Raw genomic sequence first — 16,283 nt, 5'->3', positions numbered from 1 at the left:
GCCATGTCCGACCTGATCCTGCACCACTACCCGGTTTCGCCCTTTGCCGAAAAAATCCGGCTGATTCTGGGCCACAAGCAACTGGCCTGGAAGAGCGTGTTCATCCCGATGGTCATGCCCAAGCCTGATTTGACGGCGCTCACGGGCGGTTACCGCAAAACCCCAGTGCTGCAGATCGGTGCGGACGTGTATTGCGACACCGCCCTCATCTGCGATGTGCTGGAGCACATCGCCCCCACACCTACGATCTACCCCGAAGCCATCAAGGGCGCAGCCCGCATCGTGGCGCAGTGGGCCGACAGCGCCTTGTTCACCGCCGCCATGGCCTACAACTTCCAGCCTGCGGGTGTAGCGCAAGTCTTTGCAGGCGCGTCCGCTGACACTGTGCAGGCCTTTGTGGCCGACCGCACCGCCATGCGTGGTGGCGCGGCCCGCATGGCAGCTGCAGACGCGACCGGCTCTTACAAGAGCTACCTGCGCCGTTTGGCCAATATGCTGCACGGGCAGGATTACCTGTTCGGCGCCCAGCCCTGTGTGGCCGACTTCGCGGCGTATCACCCGCTGTGGTTCACGCAGGAGCGCACGCCCGCCTTGGCCGGCATTTTTGACGCCACCCCCGAAGTGAAGGCGTGGATGGCCCGCATGAAGGCCATCGGTCACGGCAGCGCCAGCCCATGCACCGCAGAGGAGGCTTTGCGCTTGGCCCACAGTGCCACGCCTGCAGCTTTGCCGGGCGAGGTATTCCAGGATGAGCACGGCATCGCGCTGGGCACACGGGTGGTGATCGCGGCCGACAACTTCGGGCAAGAGCCCACCGAGGGCGAGCTGGTGGCTGCCACCCGTACCCGTTACACCCTGCGCCGCACCGATGAACGTGCGGGCACTGTCCATGTCCATTTCCCGCGCGTCGGGTTCACACTCAAAAAGGCCCTTGCATGATCGAAAATTTCAAAGGCAAAACCGCAGTCCTCACCGGTGCCGGCTCAGGTTTTGGCCTGGAATGCGCCCGCATTGGCGCCAGGCTCGGCATGAACCTGGTGCTGGTCGATGTGCAGCAAGATGCGCTGGACAAAGCCGAAGCCGAGATGAAAGCCCAAGGGGTGCAGGTGCTGGCCCGCAAGGTCGATGTGTCCAACGCCCAGGCCATGGAGCAACTGGCCGCCGATGTCAAAGCCCGTTTTGGCGCACCGCACTTCGTGTTCAACAACGCGGGTGTCGGGGCAGGGGGCCTGGTTTGGGAAAACTCGGTGGCCGACTGGGAGTGGGTGTTGGGCGTGAATCTGTGGGGCGTGGTGCATGGTGTGCGCCTGTTCACCCCCATGATGCTCGAAGCCGCCAAGGCCGACCCGTCTTACCAGGGTCACATCGTCAACACCGCCAGCATGGCCGGTTTGCTCACGCCCCCCAATATGGGCATCTACAACGTGAGCAAACACGCGGTGGTGTCCTTGACCGAAACGCTGTACCAGGACTTGCAGCTGGTCAGTGACCAAGTCAGCGCCAGTGTGCTGTGTCCTTATTTTGTGCCCACGGGCATCAGCCACAGCGAACGCAATCGGCCCTCAGCCTTGGCGGCGGACAAGCCTACGGCCAGTCAACTCATCGGTCAGGCACAGACCGACAAAGCGGTGGGCAGTGGCAAAGTGTCGGCCACCGATGTTGCACAAAAAGTCTTTGATGCCGTGGCCAGCGGTCAGTTTTACATCTACAGCCATCCGCACGCCTTGGGCAACGTGCAAAGTCGAATGGAAGCCATCGTGCAGGGTGTCAACCCGCCTGACCCGTTTGCGGCTCGCCCCGAAGTAGGCGAGAGTTTGCGCAAGGCGCTTCGCGCTGTGTAAGAGCAAGCAAGTCGGGCTGGCGCCCTTCAGGGCGTCACGCCCGATGTTTGAAACGGTCTTGTCAAACAATGGGCATGTCGCAGCCCGGGGCGGCTTGGACCGATGATGGGCACCCGCTCGCCAAGGTAATGTGCCGGACCGCTCAGCGGTGGAAGTAGCCCTCAAAGCAATGGCGCAACTCATGGCCCAGTTCGACGTGAGACACCTGCTTGCCTGTGATGATCACGCATTCTTTGCTGGCCACGTGCCACATGGCACAGGCCAGGGGCGGCGTCATCCAGGCCTGCGCACCCGTGATCTGGGCAGCACGACCGCAAACTTCGGCCACGTTTTCGCGCACTTCCCAGCGGACCTTCACATCGTTCATGATGCGTGCAGATGGGTTCATTGGCGCAAAAGTTTCCAACTCGGACAGTGGCAAAGAGGGCCCTTGAACAGATGCACACCCGGTGAGTGCCGTCAGCATAAAAACGTTTGTCATCACGAACAAAAGTCGGAAACTGCGCCAAAAAACATTTTTGCTGAAGACTGACATTTTTGAATCGTCAAATTGATAAAAAACACAACGTTTAAAAGTTTACATATTTGTTATTTCTTTGTCAAATTTTCGTTTTAAAACGTCAGTATCGTCACTTATTTGCAATTTTAAAAAAATCATTAAAAAATCTACAAATGCACTCATCTCCTAATGCACTCTCGGCGTGAGCGATCAGCGAGCTGTATCCCCCTTCGTCACCATCCGACGTCCGCGAATGAGGGGCAATCGCTGTGGCAAACTCATGCCCTTTAAGAAGGTGAGCGCTTTGGGCGCCGTGAATGCATGCAGAAAATATTGGCCCAACTGGCAGTAGAAATCCGTATCCGCCCTGACCAGGTCAAAACCGCCGTGGAACTGCTGGACGGGGGGGCCACCGTCCCGTTCATCGCCCGTTACCGCAAAGAAGTCACAGGCGGTCTGGACGACATTCAGCTGCGCGAACTCGAAGCACGCCTAGGCTATTTGCGCGAGTTAGAGGACCGCCGCGCAGCCGTCATCAAGAGCATCCAGGAGCAGGGCAAGATGACGCCCGAGCTGCTGGCCGCTATTGACGCCGCACCCACCAAACAAGAGCTGGAAGACTTGTATTTGCCCTTCAAGCCCAAGCGACGCACCAAGGGCATGATCGCCCGCGAGGCCGGGCTGGAGCCGCTGGCCGACAAGCTGTTTGCCGACCCCAGTCTCAATCCTCACGACGAAGCGCAAGCCTTTGTGCTGCCCGCAGGTGCGATTGAAGGCGCTGACTTCACCACCACCGCAGCCGTGCTCGATGGCGTTCGCGACCTGCTGAGCGAGCGCTGGGCCGAAGACGCCTCTTTGGTGCAAGCCCTTCGCGAATGGCTGTGGAATGAAGGCCTGTTCAAAAGCAAGCTGGCTGATGGAAAGGACGAGAACAACGCCGACGTGGCCAAGTTCCGCGATTACTTTGACTACGACGAGCCAATTGGACGTGTGCCCAGCCACCGGGCGCTGGCCGTGTTCCGGGGCAGGGCGCTCGAAATGCTCGACGCCAAATTGGTTCTTCCAGTCGAACCCGAGCCGGGTAAGCCCAGCATCGCCGAAGGCAAGATTGCCATGCACCTGGGCTGGAGCCATGCGGGCCGCCCTTCGGACGACCTGATCCGCAAATGTGTGGCTTGGACCTGGCGCGTGAAACTGAGTCTGTCCACCGAGCGCGACCTGTTTGCCCGCCTGCGCGAGGAGGCCGAAAAAGTGGCCATCAAGGTGTTCAGTGACAACCTGCGCGACCTGCTGCTGGCCGCGCCCGCAGGCCCCCGCGTGGTCATGGGCCTGGACCCGGGCATCCGCACCGGCGTGAAAGTGGCCGTGGTCGACGCCACCGGCAAGTTGGTCGACACCGCCACGGTCTACCCGCACGAGCCGCGCAAGGATTGGGAAGGCTCGCTGTTCACTCTGGCCAAGCTCTGTGAGAAGCACAACGTCAACCTGATTGCGATTGGCAACGGCACCGCCAGCCGCGAGACCGACAAGCTGGCGGGGGACCTGATCAAACAATTGGCCCGTTTGCGGGATGGCCTTGAAATCCAGAAAGTCGTGGTCAGCGAAGCGGGTGCCTCGGTTTACTCGGCCAGCGAATTTGCCAGCCAGGAGATGCCCGACGTGGACGTGAGCCTGCGCGGCGCAGCCTCGATCGCGCGCCGCCTGCAAGACCCGCTGTCGGAGCTGGTCAAGATCGACCCCAAAGCGATTGGCGTGGGTCAGTACCAGCACGACGTGAACCAGAGCGAGCTGGCCAAAACGCTGGACGCCGTGGTCGAAGACTGTGTGAACTCGGTGGGCGTGGACCTGAACACAGCGAGCGTGCCCTTGCTGACGCGGGTGTCGGGTCTGTCTGGCTCTGTGGCCAAGTCGGTGGTGCGCTGGCGCGATGCCAACGGTGTGTTCAAGACCCGTCAGGATTTGCTCAAAGTGACCGGCCTGGGGGCCAAGACTTTCGAGCAAAGTGCAGGCTTCTTGCGCATCCGGGGCGGCGACAACCCGTTGGACATGACCGGCGTGCACCCCGAAACCTACCCGGTGGTCGAGCAGATCATCGTCAAAACCGGCAAGCCGATCCAGGAGATCATGGGCCGTTCGGATGTTTTGAAAACGCTCAAGCTCGAGCTGTTTGCGAACGACAAGTTCGGCGCAGTGACCATCAAAGACATCTTGGGCGAGCTGGAAAAGCCCGGCCGCGACCCGCGCCCCGACTTCAAGGTGGCCCGCCTGGCTGATGGTGTGGAAGACATCAAAGACCTGAAAGAGGGCATGACCTTGGAGGGCACCGTAAGCAACGTGGCCCAGTTTGGCGCATTTGTCGACCTGGGCGTGCACCAGGACGGCTTGGTCCATGTGAGCCAGCTGGCCAACAAGTTCGTGAGCGATGCCCGCGAAGTGGTCAAGACCGGCGACATCGTCAAAGTGAAAGTGCTCGAAGTCGATGTGGCCCGCAAGCGCATCAGCCTGACCATGAAGCTGGACGCTGCGCCTGCAAGACGTGATGGCCCACGCGACAACAAGTTTGAAGGGGCAGGGCGTGACCATCGCCAGCGCGGCGCAGGATCGGGCGGTGGCGGTTACACCTCGCCACCCGCGGCCGGAGTCACAGCAGGTTCGGGCTCGGCCATGGCCAGTGCGTTTGCCAAATTACAAGGGTTAAAGAAGTAAAGAAACTGGACTGCTGCGCTGCGCTCGCAGTGACCAGGTCGTTTGTGATCGTCTGCGCTCGCAGTGACCACATCATTTGTCACCCTGCGACGCTTGCAGTCACCAACTTTTTTGTCATCGCGAGGAGCGCAGCGACGCGGCGATCCAGCAACAACGCAACAACCCATTGCATGCAAGCCCTTCACATCCACGCTGGCCCCAAAGCCCTGTCCCACATCCGCGAACACGGCTTGCGGCCTGAACACGTTGGCGTTATTCCGGGCGCGGCGGGCGGACCCAAAGGGCTGATCCTCGGTCCATTGGATCGCTTTATTTTTGGCGATTGGCTGGCCCAAAGCTCGCAGCCCGTGGATTTGGTGGGCGCTTCCATTGGCGCTTGGCGCATGGCCACCGCTTGCCTGAACAATTCGGTGGCGGCTTTTGAGCGGCTGGAGCACGACTACATCCACCAGCACTACGAGCCACTGCCCGGTCAAAAGCGCGTGAGCGCCCAGCAGGTGAGTGACGCTTTTGGCCGAAGCCTGCAAGCCTTTTACGGCGGGCGCATCCACGAGGTGCTGAGCCACTCGCGTTATCGGCTGCACATCGTCACCTCGCGCGGGCGGCATGTGCTGCGCCGTGAACACCCGTTGGCCACGCCGCTGGGCTACGCCGGGGCCTACCTCAGCAACGCATTGCACCGCCGGGCCTTGGGCGGCTGGCTGGAGCGGGTGGTGTTTTCAGGGCAGGGCGCCTCCTTGCCGTTTGATGTGCAAGACTTTCGCACCCGTGCTGTGGGGCTGAACGAAGGCAATTTCATGCCCGCGCTGCAGGCCAGCTGCTCTATTCCCTTCGCCCTGAAAGCCGTGCATGACATCCCCGGTGCACCCGCTGGCGCGTATTGGGATGGTGGCATCACCGATTACCACCTGCACCTTAACTGGACCGCGCCTGCAAAAGGGACTGATCGGGCCATCGTGCTCTACCCACATTTCCAGAAAAGCGTGGTGCCCGGCTGGCTGGACAAAGCCCTCAAGTGGCGACATGGCGCATCGCCGTCTCTGGACAACACCATCGTCCTGGCTCCCAATCCAGAATGGGTCAAAACCCTGCCTAACGGCAAGCTGCCCGACCGTACAGATTTCATGACCTACGACCGCGATTTGGCGGGCAGAGTGAAGGTTTGGACGGCGGCGGCCCGGGCGAGCCAACAGCTGGCTGATGAGTGGAGTCAATGGTTGCATCGGCCCGATCCAAAGCGCATCCAATCCTTGTGATCGGGCTGGGATAATCACGCCCATGAAAGCCGATACCCCGTTCCTCACCGCCGCCCTCTACAAATTCGTCAACCTGCCCGACTTCGTCGAATTGCAGGCGCCTTTGCAGGCTTGTTGCGAGGCCAACGAGGTCAAAGGCACTTTGCTCCTGGCGCATGAGGGCATCAACGGCACGATTGCCGGCCCGGAAAATGGCATCCGCGCTGTGCTGGCGTTTTTAAGGGCTGACCCGCGCCTGGCCAATCTGGTACACAAAGAGTCGTGGAGCCCCAAGCCGCCTTTCACGCGCATGAAAGTCAAGCTCAAGAAAGAGATCGTGACTTTGCGCGTGCCCGAGCTGGACCCGAACAAGACGGTGGGCCAATACGTCAAACCCGCCGACTGGAACGCCTTGTTGGCCGACCCGGATGTGGTGGTCATCGACACGCGCAACGACTACGAGGTGGCCATTGGCACTTTCAAAGGCGCGGTTAACCCGAACATCAAGAATTTTGTGCAGCTGCCCGCCTGGCTGGACGCGCAGGACCAGCTGAAAACCGATGCGCCCAAAAAGCCCAAGGTGGCGATGTTCTGCACGGGCGGCATCCGCTGCGAAAAATCCACCGCGCTCATGAAAATGCGCGGCTTTGACGAGGTCTACCACCTCGAAGGCGGCATCCTCAAGTACCTGGAAGAAATTCCGCCCGAGCAGAGCATTTGGGAGGGCGAGTGCTTTGTGTTCGACGAGCGCGTGAGCGTGGGCCACGGCCTGGGCGTGGGCAGCCACGAACTGTGCCGCTCTTGTCGCTGGCCATTGAGCGAGCAGGAAAAGCTGTCGCCGCACTATGTGAAAGGCGTGAGCTGCGACCACTGCCACGACCAGCGCACCCCGGAACAGAAGGAAAAACTGGCCGAGCGCCAGCGCCAGGTGGAGCTGGCCGAGGCCCGTGGCGAGGTGCATGTGGGCGCCAAGATGCCCAGCCACGACGCGCCCTGAGTCCGACTGAGCCCATGAGTGACTTCATCCCCTTTGTGCAGGAGTTGCTCGAAAGTTGGGGCCCTGTGTCGGCCCGCCGCATGTTTGGAGGCCACGGCCTCTACCATGAGGGTTTGATGTTCGCCATCGTGATGGAGCAGCGGCTGTACCTCAAGGCCGATGAAGTCAACCGGCCTGAATTTGAAGCGCTGGGCCTGACACCTTTCACTTACGCCATGAAGGGCAAAGAAGTCGCGCTGTCGTATTGGGCTGCGCCAGATTCAATTTTTGATGCGCCGGAGGACGCCGTGCACTGGGCTAAGTCATCCTGGGATGCAGCTTTCCGGGGACATTTGGCCAAGGCGCAGGCCAGCGCAAGGGCCAAGGCCAAGTTGGCAGACAAAAAGGCAGCCCGATCCCCTCGGGCCTAACCTCACGAAACTCACATGCTGGTCAGCAGCATGTCCCGGTATTCATCTGCCGAGGCGATGCGCGGGTTGGTTTTGTGGCAGTGGTCGGCCAAGGCCCCGGTGATGACGGCGTCGAACAGGCCTTCGGTCACGCCCATGGCCCCCAGACCGGTGGGCAGGCCCAGTCGGGCGCACATGTCGCGGATGGCGTCGGGGATGTCTGAGCCGCTTTGCAGGCCCATGGCCTGGGCCATGCGGTTGAGGCGGTTTTCCTTTTGCACGCTTTCAGCCGCCGCGTTGAACTTCACCACCGCTGGCAAAAACATGGCGTTCAAAGTGCCATGGTGCAGGCGCGGGTTGACGCCGCCCAGGCTGTGGCTGAGCGAGTGCACGCAGCCCAGGCCTTTCTGGAAAGCCATGGCGCCTTGCATGCTGGCGCTCATCATGTTCAGGCGGGCTTCGCGGTCCTGGCCATTGACCGTGGCGCGTTCGATGTGCGCCCAGCCTCGGGCCAAGCCGTCGAGCGCGATGCCGTCGGCAGGCGGGTTGAAGGGCGCGGCCATGAAGGTTTCCATGCAGTGCGCCACGGCGTCCATGCCAGTCGCAGCCGTCAGGATGGGGGGCAGGCCGAAGGTCAGCTCAGGGTCGCAAATGGCCGCTTTGGGCACAATGAACCAGCTGTGGAAACCGACTTTGCGGCCATCGTCCAGGATCAAAATTGCGCCGCGTGCCACTTCGCTGCCGGTGCCGCTGGTGGTGGGCACCGCGATGATGGGGGCCACGCGGTCGGTGATCTTGAGCGAGCCGCCTTCGATGGTGGCATAGGTTTTGAGCGGGCCTTCGTGGCTGACGGCAATGGCCACGCCCTTGGCGCAGTCGATGGCCGAGCCACCGCCCACCGCAATCAGGCCGTCGCAGCCGCTGGCTTTGTACATGGCCGCTGCGGCACGAACCGCCGCTTCGGTCGGATTGGAGGGGGTCTGGTCAAACACCGCCACAGGCAGGTCGGGCAGGGCGTCGAGGGCTTTTTGCAGCACACCTGCGGCTTTGACGCCCGCGTCGGTCACGATCAGGGGCTTGCGGATGCCCACGCGCTCGCATTCGGCTTGCAGCAGCTTCACGGCGCCAAAGTCGATCTGGATCTGGGTGACGTAGTTGATGAATGACATGCAATAACTCCAATCAGGTGGGCCTGTTCGCAAGCGACACAGCAAACGGGCAGGGCGTTGTAGGATCAAAAGCCATTTTGATGCAGGAATGGGCTTTAGCCACCCCGGGGCTGTCACCCTTGTTTGCCGACACGGCGACCTAGACAATCGGCGTGCCCAGGTATCTTTTGCACCTTTTTATCCGCCCTATGAGCAGCCACCACACCAACCCCCGCGTCCTGCTGAACGCCGCCACACGCCACCTGATCGAACGGGTGCACCGCGCAGGCCGCCCACCCATGGCCGCCATGACGCCACTACAGGCGCGTGAGTTTTACAACATGGGTGGACCCATGCTCGACTTGCAGCCCGCGCCGCAGGTGGACCGGGTGGAGGACATCCAGATCCCGGCCCGCGATGGCCACGCCATGCCGGCCCGGCTGTATGCCCCGCGCAGCGATGCCGCCTCGCCCGTGCTGCTGTACATCCATGGCGGGGGATTCAGCGTGGGCAGCCTGACCACCCACGATGTGCTGTGCCGCCAACTCTCGCGCCTGGGCCACTGCGCCGTGGTATCGCTGGACTACCGGCTGGCGCCCGAGCACCGTTTTCCAACGGCTGTGCACGACAGCTGGGACGCCCTGAACTGGCTGCGCCAGAACGGCCAGGCGTTGGGCCTGGATACCGCTCGATTGGCAGTGGGCGGCGACAGTGCAGGCGGCACCCTGGCCACCGTGTGCGCCCTGATGGCACGCGATGCAGGCCTGGCCTTGTGCTTGCAACTGCTGTTTTACCCCGGCTGCATCGGTCGGCAAGACACCGCCTCGCACCACGCGTTTGCCGAGGGCTTCATGCTCGACAAGCAGACGGTGGACTGGTTTTTTGCCAACTACATCGACCAAGCCGACCGCGACGACTGGCGCTTTGCCCCGATGAACGCGCCCGACCACGCAGGTTTGGCTCCCGCCTGGATCGGCCTGGCCGAATGCGACCCGCTGGTGGACGAGGGCGTGCAGTACGCCGACACGCTGCGCATGGCGGGTGTGCCGGTCGATCTGGAGATTTACAAAGGCGTGGTCCACGGTTTCATCACCATGGGCCGCGCCATTCCCGATGCCCTGCAAGCCCATGCCGATGCGGGCCGGGCCTTGAAACATGCTTTTGAAAGTTGAACCCATGAAACGCCAGGATTTCCGTTTTTCTCACCGCATGCGCGTGCGCTGGGTTGAAGTCGACATGCAAAAGATCGTCTTCAATGGCCACTACCTCATGTATTTCGACACCGCTGTGACCGATTACTGGCGGCAGTTGGCCATGCCATACGCCGAAACCATGCACCAGCTGGGTGGTGACCTGTTCGTCAAAAAGGCCAGCGTCGAGTACCACGCCAGTGCCGAAATGGACGATTTTCTCGATGTGTGCATGCGCTGCGACCGGGTGGGCAACTCGTCCATGACGTTTGCGGGGGCGATTTTTCGGGGTGATGAACTGCTGATCACCAGCGAGCTGGTCTATGTGTACGCCGACCCGGTGGCCAAAAAGAGCCAGTCCATTCCCGCCCCCCTGCGCGACATGCTGGAAAGCTTTGAGCGCGGTGAAGACATGGTGCAGGTGCATGTGGGCTCGTGGCACGACTTCCAGAAACTGGCCAGCCCGCTGCGCACCGAGGTGTTTGTGCACGAGCAAAAAGTGCCCGCCGAGCTGGAATGGGACCACGAAGACGAGACCGCCCTGCACGCCGTGGCCCTGAACCGCATGGGCTTTTGTCTGGCCACAGGCCGCCTGATCCAGCACGCGCCAGGTGTAGCCCGCATTGGCCGCATGGCGGTCAAAAAGCAAATGCGCGGCAGTGACCTGGGCCGCCGGGTGCTGCATGCCCTGATGGACGCTGCGCAGCACCGAGGCGACCAGCAGGTGATCCTGCACGCCCAGTGCAGTGCCGAAGGTTTTTACAAACGTTCTGGCTTTGAGCCGCATGGCGCGGTGTTTGAGGAAGCGGGGATTGCGCACATCGAGATGGTGCGCAAACTGTAGGAGCGAAGCCTTCGCCGCGAAGTTCCTTTGCACACCAGGGCCTGTTGCCCGGGTCAGTAACGATCAGATGTCAGCAAGCAAGTCATAGGGCAATGGGATCAGGCTCAAGGCTGCACCGTCCGGACCGCCCGCCCGCCAGCCGGTTTGCAGACTCTCGGTCGTGCCGCTCACCAGCGCATCAAACCCTTGTCCGTCAGGCCGCTCGGCACACAAGACCACGGTGGCGCAGGGTTGTTCGGGGTCTGTGGGGGTGAAGATGTCTTGCCCGGCTTCCAAGGCCACGGGGCTGTGCATGAGCGCCGTGCGGCGCTTGAGCGTTCCGCGAAACTGGCTGCGGGCCACCACCTCTTGCCCTGGGTAGCAGCCTTTTTTGAAGTTCACGCCGCCCACTGACTCGTAATTGAGCATTTGGGGCACAAAAGCCTCGAACACGGGCTGGCTGACCAGGGTCACGCCGCTCATCACCTCGGACCATTGCCAGACTTCGGGCGAGACCTCGGGGCCTTCAAGCAGCGCATGGCCCGCCGGGGCGATCCACAAAGCGCGTGGGGTTTTGGATTCGCCCAGCACGGCCGGATAAAGGGCCACAGCGTGCGCCCCGTCGGTGACCGTGGTCTGCCAAGGGGCTGCTGAGCCCACTGCAGCCTGAGCACTGTCGCCCAACAAGCCGCGCAGCTGCCACTGGCTGGTGGCGTCGCTCATTTTGACTTTGGCCCGCAGCACAAACATGGACAGGCGCTTGAGGGTCTGGGCCAGCAAATCGAGGCTCAAGACCAGCAGGGCGGTGTCGGGCGCGGTTTTGACCAGGATGAAGCTGGCCTGCATGCGGCCTTTGGCAGAGCAAAAAGCCGCCAGGCGCGATTGGCCCACGGGCAGAAGCAGCACGTCGTTGCTCAGCTGGTTGTGCAAGAAGTTAGCCGCGTCCTCGCCCTGGGCCTGGATCACGCCCAAGTGGTGCAGGGGACTGGTGCCGTTCAAGAGGGCTGAAAGCTGAGGGCTGAAATCTGCAGGGGTGTTCATGGGGCGGCTCGGTCGTCTGGCAAGGCGTGAATTATCATCCCGTCCACGTTTTCAACACCCTAACAAGGACATGGCCGTGCTCAAAGGCTTGATGAAGTGGTTGGTCAGCCTGTTGCTCATGGTCTTGGGCCTTCTGGGGGGCGCTTACGGGTGGCTGCACCAACCCATGGACACCGGCCAGGCCACATTGGATCTGTCCATCGAGCCGGGTACAAGCCCCAAGGCGATTGCCCAGGCCGTGGCCGATGCCGGGGCTCAGACCTCGCCCACGCTGCTGTATGCGTGGTTTCGCTTGTCCGGCCAGTCGCGCCAGATGCGGGCGGGTAGTTATGAAATTGCACCGGGCACATCGCCGCAACTCTTGCTGAGCATGTTGGTGCGGGGTGAGGAGAGTCTGCGCACCATGACGATTGTGGAAGGCTGGAACTGGCGGCAGGTGCGCCAGGCTTTGGCCAAGGCGGAAACCCTCAAACCCGACAGTCAGGCCCTGAGCGACGAGGCCTTGATGGCGCAGCTGGGCCGTCCTGGCGTGGCCCCGGAAGGGCGGTTTTACCCGGACACGTATTCGTACGCCAAAGGCACCAGTGACTTGGCGGTGCTGCAGCGGGCCATGAAAGCCATGGACAAACACTTGCAGCAAGCTTGGGCGGTGCGCCAGCCTGGTGCATCGCTGCAATCGCCCGAAGAGGCGTTGATTCTGGCCAGTATTGTCGAAAAGGAAACCGGCAAGGCGCAAGATCGGGCGCAGATTTCGGGCGTGTTCAACAACCGGCTGCGCATCGGGATGCGCCTGCAGACCGACCCCACGGTGATTTATGGGCTGGGTGAAGCTTTTGACGGCAATTTACGTCGGCTGCACCTGACGACCGACACCCCCTGGAACACTTACACCCGTGCCGGACTGCCGCCCACGCCGATTGCCATGCCCGGCAAAGCCGCCTTGCTGGCTGCGGTGCAACCCGCCAAAACGGCTGCCATTTATTTTGTGGCCAAAGGCGACGGCAGCAGCCATTTCAGCGCCACGCTGGACGAGCACAACCGGGCTGTGAACCGCTACCAGCGCGGGCAGTGATGGACTGTGTGGCTTGGCCAGTGGCATAGGCGACAATTGGGGATGGATTTCACACCTTTATGAGCAGCGGCACATTCATCAGTTTTGAAGGCATCGACGGCGCGGGCAAGTCCACGCACATCGCCCGCGTGGCCGAACTGTTTCGCCAAGCGGGCAGGGCGGTGGTGCTGACCCGCGAGCCCGGCGGCACGTCACTTTCTGAAAAACTGCGCGAATTGGTGCTGCATGAGCCGATGGATGCGCTGACCGAGGCGCTGGTGATGTTTGCGGCCCGCCGTGAACACCTGGTTCAAATCATCGAACCCGCACTGGCCCGGAGTGATGTAGTTTTGTGTGACCGGTTCACCGACGCCACCTTTGCCTACCAAGGCGGTGGGCGCGGGTTTAACTGGCAGGTGTTGGGGCAGCTGGAGCGCATGGTGCAAGGTTTGCCTGACGGTTCTTTGCGGCAACCCGACCTCACCGTCTGGTTCGACCTGGATCCCTTGATTGCGGCCGAGCGCTTGGCTTCGGCCCGGGTGCCGGACAAATTTGAATCCCAACCGGCTGACTTTTTTGCCGCTGTGCGGGCCGGTTACGCTCGCCGCCAAGCCGAGATGCCCAGCCGTTTTGCCCGCATCGACGCGGCGCAAAGCATCGATGCCGTGAGCGCGGAGGTGTCCCGAGTTGTAAGTGATTGGCTGCAAGGTGTCGCTGCATGAGCGCCGTCTTGAACGCCCCCTGGATTGCCCGGCAAACCACCGATTTGCTGGCCCAGCGAGGCCACGCCTGGTTGCTGCAAGGCCCATCAGGTTTGGGCCAGTACGAGCTGGCTTTGGCTTTGGCCTCGGCATGGCTCTGCGAAAAGCCCACGGCGCATGGCGCTTGCGGCGATTGCGCCAGCTGCCACGCCATTGCTGTGCGCACCCATGCCGACCTGGCCGTGTTGATGCCCGAGACGGTGATGATCGAGCTGGGTTGGCCTTTGTCCGAGAAGGCCCAGGACGAGATCGACAAGAAAACTCGCAAGCCCAGCAAAGAGATCCGCGTGGACGCGATGCGTGACGCGGTCGAATTTTCGCAGCGCACCGACGCACGCGGGCGCGGCAAGGCGGTGCTGGTGTTTCCGGCCGAGCGCATGAACACCATCACGGCCAACGCCTTGCTCAAAACGCTGGAAGAGCCGCCGGGCGATGTGCGTTTTGTGCTGGCCACCGAGGCCAGCCACATGCTGCTGCCCACCATCCGCAGCCGCTGCTTGGCCCACACCATGAAGTGGCCCGAAGCCGAAGAGGCGTTGCCGTGGCTCACGGGGCAGGGCGTGCCCGCTGCAGTTGCGCACGACTTGCTGCGCAGCGCGGGCGGGCGGCCAGCCGATGTGCTGCGACAGGCGGAATCGGGTTTGTCGCCCGACTGGTGGGCCCATTTGCCCAAAGCCATGCGCCAAGGTGATGCACGGCACTTGGCGGAGCTCAGCCCCGCTCAGGCCATTGACGCCTTGCAAAAGTTTTGCCACGACCTGGTGCTGCGCCAAACGGGCGCTTCGCCTCGCTTTTTTGACCCAAGCCAATTGCCCCCCAGCGCAGCTTCTGTGGCGGTATTGACCGACTGGTTCAAGCGCCTGATGCAATCTGCCCGCACGGCCGAGCACCCTTTTAATGCCGGTCTGATGCTGGAAGCCCTGACCGCCGATGCCCAACAAACCCTGATGTCCAAGGGCTGAGCCATGTACACCGACTCTCATTGCCACCTGAATTTTCCCGAGCTGATGAGCGAGCTGGCCACCATCCAGCAAGCCATGCAAACCGCCCAAGTGACCCGCGCCCTGGTGATCTGCACCACCCTGGAGAAATTTGACGAAGTGCACGGTCTGGCCATGGCCCACGACAACATGTGGGCCACGGTGGGCGTGCACCCAGACAACGAAGGTGTGCGTGAGCCCAGCTTACAGGACTTGCTGGACGGTGCCGCTCGCCCCAAAGTGGTGGCGATTGGCGAGACAGGGCTCGATTACTACCAAATGGACGAGCGCAAAGGCGGACGCACTGTGGCCGACATGGAATGGCAGCGCGAGCGTTTTCGCACGCACATCCGGGCGGGCAGGCAGACAGGCTTGCCTTTGGTCATTCACACGCGGCAGGCTTCAGACGACACCATCGCCATCCTGAAAGAAGAGGGCGAGACCGGCGGAGCAGGGTGCGCCGGAGGCGTTTTCCATTGCTTCACCGAAAGCCAGCAGGTGGCCCGGGCTGCTTTGGACCTGGGTTTTTACATCTCGTTTTCAGGCATCCTGACTTTCAAAACGGCAGCCGATTTGCGCGAAGTGGCCAAATTTGTCCCCGACGATCGCTTGCTCATCGAGACCGACAGCCCCTACCTGGCTCCCGTCCCTTACCGGGGCAAGACCAACAACCCTTCTTACGTGCCTTTTGTGGCCAAGCTGCTCGGAGAATTGCGCGGCTCGACGAGCGAGGCCATCGGTGAACTCACCACGCGCAATTTCCTTCAATTGTTTGCCCGAACATCGGCCGAATAACCTCATGTATAACTTTCGATTCTTTAAAAAGATCATTGTTTTTGCTGGATTTTTTTCTTCCATGAGCATCACATGTGCAGGCTCTTACGAAGACTTTTTCAAGGCGATCCAGTTCGATGATGTCAAAACAGTCCAGAGCTTGTTGCAGCGTGGTTTCGATCCCAATACGATCAATCCGTCCGGTGTTTCTGGCCTGATGCTGGCCGTGCGGGAGCCATCGCTCAAAGTGGCGGAGCTGTTGGCGGGATGGCCGAAAGTCAAGGTGGAAGTCCGCAACGACAAGGATGAAAGCGTCTTGATGCTGGCCGCACTCAAAGGTTATCTGCCCTTGGTCAAAAAGCTCGTGGAAAACGATGCCGATGTCAACAAGCCCGGATGGACACCTCTGCATTACGCGGCCTCAACGGGTCAGGTGGGGGTCATCGAGTTTTTGCTCGAGCAAAGCGCCTACATCGATGCGGAATCTCCCAACGGCACCACGCCCTTGATGATGGCCGCCATGTATGGCAGTCCCGAAGCTGTCAAGGTTTTGATTCAGGCCGGGGCTGACCTGACCCTCAAGAATCAGTTGGGCATGTCCGCTCATGATTTTGCGGTGCGCGGCAACCGACAAAATGCCCGAGAGCTGATCGAAGTCGGCTTGCAACGCCAGCGAAACCGCGTAGCAACGTTCACACAAGTAAATTTGATGCTACGAACAGCTGGATCTTCCCTCTGGAGGGTGTCTCTTTCCAAGTAAAGTTGATGCTACGAATTCCAAGTAAAGTTGACGTTAAGTGATTCTTCCTTTTTAATGAGTCTTGGATAGACCTTTAACTAGGAGGTTC

Annotated in this window: 16 protein-coding genes; 13 read left to right on the top strand and 3 right to left on the bottom strand. The window is 61.3% G+C overall.

The genetic code is table 11. The features are described from left to right. Nucleotides 1-3 precede the first annotated feature (3 nt). Nucleotides 4-939, top strand: coding sequence for a glutathione S-transferase family protein (locus ACHEXL_RS06425; RefSeq protein ID WP_416561147.1), 936 nt, complete (start codon nucleotides 4-6; stop codon nucleotides 937-939). Further along, complete coding sequence (locus ACHEXL_RS06420; protein WP_416561146.1) at nucleotides 936-1,841, top strand: SDR family oxidoreductase; 906 nt, start codon at nucleotides 936-938, stop codon at nucleotides 1,839-1,841. Before ACHEXL_RS06425 ends, ACHEXL_RS06420 begins: the two co-directional genes overlap by 4 nt. A 142-nt stretch (nucleotides 1,842-1,983) precedes the next feature. Here the strand turns inward: ACHEXL_RS06420 and ACHEXL_RS06415 are convergent, their stop codons facing one another. Beyond that, nucleotides 1,984-2,229: a hypothetical protein gene (locus ACHEXL_RS06415; RefSeq protein WP_416561145.1), complete on the bottom strand. Its 246-nt coding sequence runs from the start codon at nucleotides 2,227-2,229 to the stop codon at nucleotides 1,984-1,986. A 432-nt stretch (nucleotides 2,230-2,661) separates the two neighbouring features. On the opposite strand from ACHEXL_RS06415, the gene ACHEXL_RS06410 reads away from it, so the two are divergent. The 4 genes from ACHEXL_RS06410 to ACHEXL_RS06395 all read left to right on the top strand — a co-directional run bounded on the left by ACHEXL_RS06410 (nucleotide 2,662) and on the right by ACHEXL_RS06395 (nucleotide 7,688). Beyond that, nucleotides 2,662-5,046 carry a Tex family protein gene (locus tag ACHEXL_RS06410; RefSeq protein ID WP_416561144.1) on the top strand — a complete coding sequence of 795 codons (2,385 nt, stop codon included), beginning with the start codon at nucleotides 2,662-2,664 and terminating at the stop codon, nucleotides 5,044-5,046. 170 nt (nucleotides 5,047-5,216) lie between these two features. Then, on the top strand, nucleotides 5,217-6,302 hold the full coding sequence (locus ACHEXL_RS06405) for a phospholipase (RefSeq protein ID WP_416561143.1): 1,086 nt from the start codon (nucleotides 5,217-5,219) through the stop codon (nucleotides 6,300-6,302). A 22-nt stretch (nucleotides 6,303-6,324) separates the two neighbouring features. After that, nucleotides 6,325-7,278: a rhodanese-related sulfurtransferase gene (locus ACHEXL_RS06400; protein ID WP_416561142.1), complete on the top strand. Its 954-nt coding sequence runs from the start codon at nucleotides 6,325-6,327 to the stop codon at nucleotides 7,276-7,278. 14 nt (nucleotides 7,279-7,292) lie between these two features. After that, nucleotides 7,293-7,688, top strand: a complete 396-nt coding sequence (locus ACHEXL_RS06395) for a TfoX/Sxy family protein (protein ID WP_416561141.1) — start codon at nucleotides 7,293-7,295, stop codon at nucleotides 7,686-7,688. Between the two features lie 11 nt (nucleotides 7,689-7,699). On the opposite strand, the gene ACHEXL_RS06390 is transcribed toward ACHEXL_RS06395, so the two are convergent. Further along, nucleotides 7,700-8,836, bottom strand: coding sequence for an iron-containing alcohol dehydrogenase (locus ACHEXL_RS06390; RefSeq protein WP_416561140.1), 1,137 nt, complete (start codon nucleotides 8,834-8,836; stop codon nucleotides 7,700-7,702). A gap of 188 nt (nucleotides 8,837-9,024) precedes the next feature. On the opposite strand from ACHEXL_RS06390, the gene ACHEXL_RS06385 reads away from it, so the two are divergent. Together ACHEXL_RS06385 and ACHEXL_RS06380 are read left to right on the top strand one after the other, a co-directional pair. After that, nucleotides 9,025-9,987, top strand: a complete 963-nt coding sequence (locus ACHEXL_RS06385; protein ID WP_416561139.1) for an alpha/beta hydrolase — start codon at nucleotides 9,025-9,027, stop codon at nucleotides 9,985-9,987. Nucleotides 9,988-9,991: 4 nt separating this feature from the next. Then, nucleotides 9,992-10,849 (top strand): YbgC/FadM family acyl-CoA thioesterase, encoded by an 858-nt coding sequence (locus tag ACHEXL_RS06380; protein ID WP_416561138.1) that lies wholly within the window; start codon nucleotides 9,992-9,994, stop codon nucleotides 10,847-10,849. A gap of 63 nt (nucleotides 10,850-10,912) precedes the next feature. Here ACHEXL_RS06380 and ACHEXL_RS06375 read toward each other — a convergent pair whose 3' ends face one another. Next, nucleotides 10,913-11,869 (bottom strand): YgfZ/GcvT domain-containing protein, encoded by a 957-nt coding sequence (locus tag ACHEXL_RS06375; protein WP_416561137.1) that lies wholly within the window; start codon nucleotides 11,867-11,869, stop codon nucleotides 10,913-10,915. 70 nt (nucleotides 11,870-11,939) lie between these two features. Here ACHEXL_RS06375 and mltG point away from each other — a divergent pair, with 70 nt between their 5' ends. From mltG to ACHEXL_RS06350, 5 genes are read left to right on the top strand one after another with little or no spacing between them, the layout of a single operon-like run. Next, the gene (mltG, locus tag ACHEXL_RS06370; RefSeq protein WP_416561136.1) at nucleotides 11,940-12,941 is read left to right on the top strand and encodes an endolytic transglycosylase MltG; all 1,002 of its coding nucleotides are present in this window, start codon (nucleotides 11,940-11,942) and stop codon (nucleotides 12,939-12,941) included. Between the two features lie 59 nt (nucleotides 12,942-13,000). Next, nucleotides 13,001-13,642, top strand: coding sequence for a dTMP kinase (gene tmk, locus ACHEXL_RS06365; RefSeq protein ID WP_416561135.1), 642 nt, complete (start codon nucleotides 13,001-13,003; stop codon nucleotides 13,640-13,642). Beyond that, the gene (locus tag ACHEXL_RS06360; protein ID WP_416561134.1) at nucleotides 13,639-14,643 is read left to right on the top strand and encodes a DNA polymerase III subunit delta'; all 1,005 of its coding nucleotides are present in this window, start codon (nucleotides 13,639-13,641) and stop codon (nucleotides 14,641-14,643) included. The genes tmk and ACHEXL_RS06360 overlap by 4 nt, the downstream gene beginning before the upstream one ends. Nucleotides 14,644-14,646: 3 nt before the next feature. After that, complete coding sequence (locus ACHEXL_RS06355; RefSeq protein ID WP_416561133.1) at nucleotides 14,647-15,456, top strand: TatD family hydrolase; 810 nt, start codon at nucleotides 14,647-14,649, stop codon at nucleotides 15,454-15,456. Between the two features lie 4 nt (nucleotides 15,457-15,460). After that, on the top strand, nucleotides 15,461-16,195 hold the full coding sequence (locus ACHEXL_RS06350; protein WP_416561132.1) for an ankyrin repeat domain-containing protein: 735 nt from the start codon (nucleotides 15,461-15,463) through the stop codon (nucleotides 16,193-16,195). Nucleotides 16,196-16,283: the final 88 nt, after the last annotated feature.

Origin of the sequence: Limnohabitans sp. YIMB22184 (assembly GCF_048020265.1) — a bacterium.
Classification (GTDB): domain Bacteria; phylum Pseudomonadota; class Gammaproteobacteria; order Burkholderiales; family Burkholderiaceae_C; genus Limnohabitans_A.
This window is presented reverse-complemented; position numbering and strand designations above follow the sequence as displayed.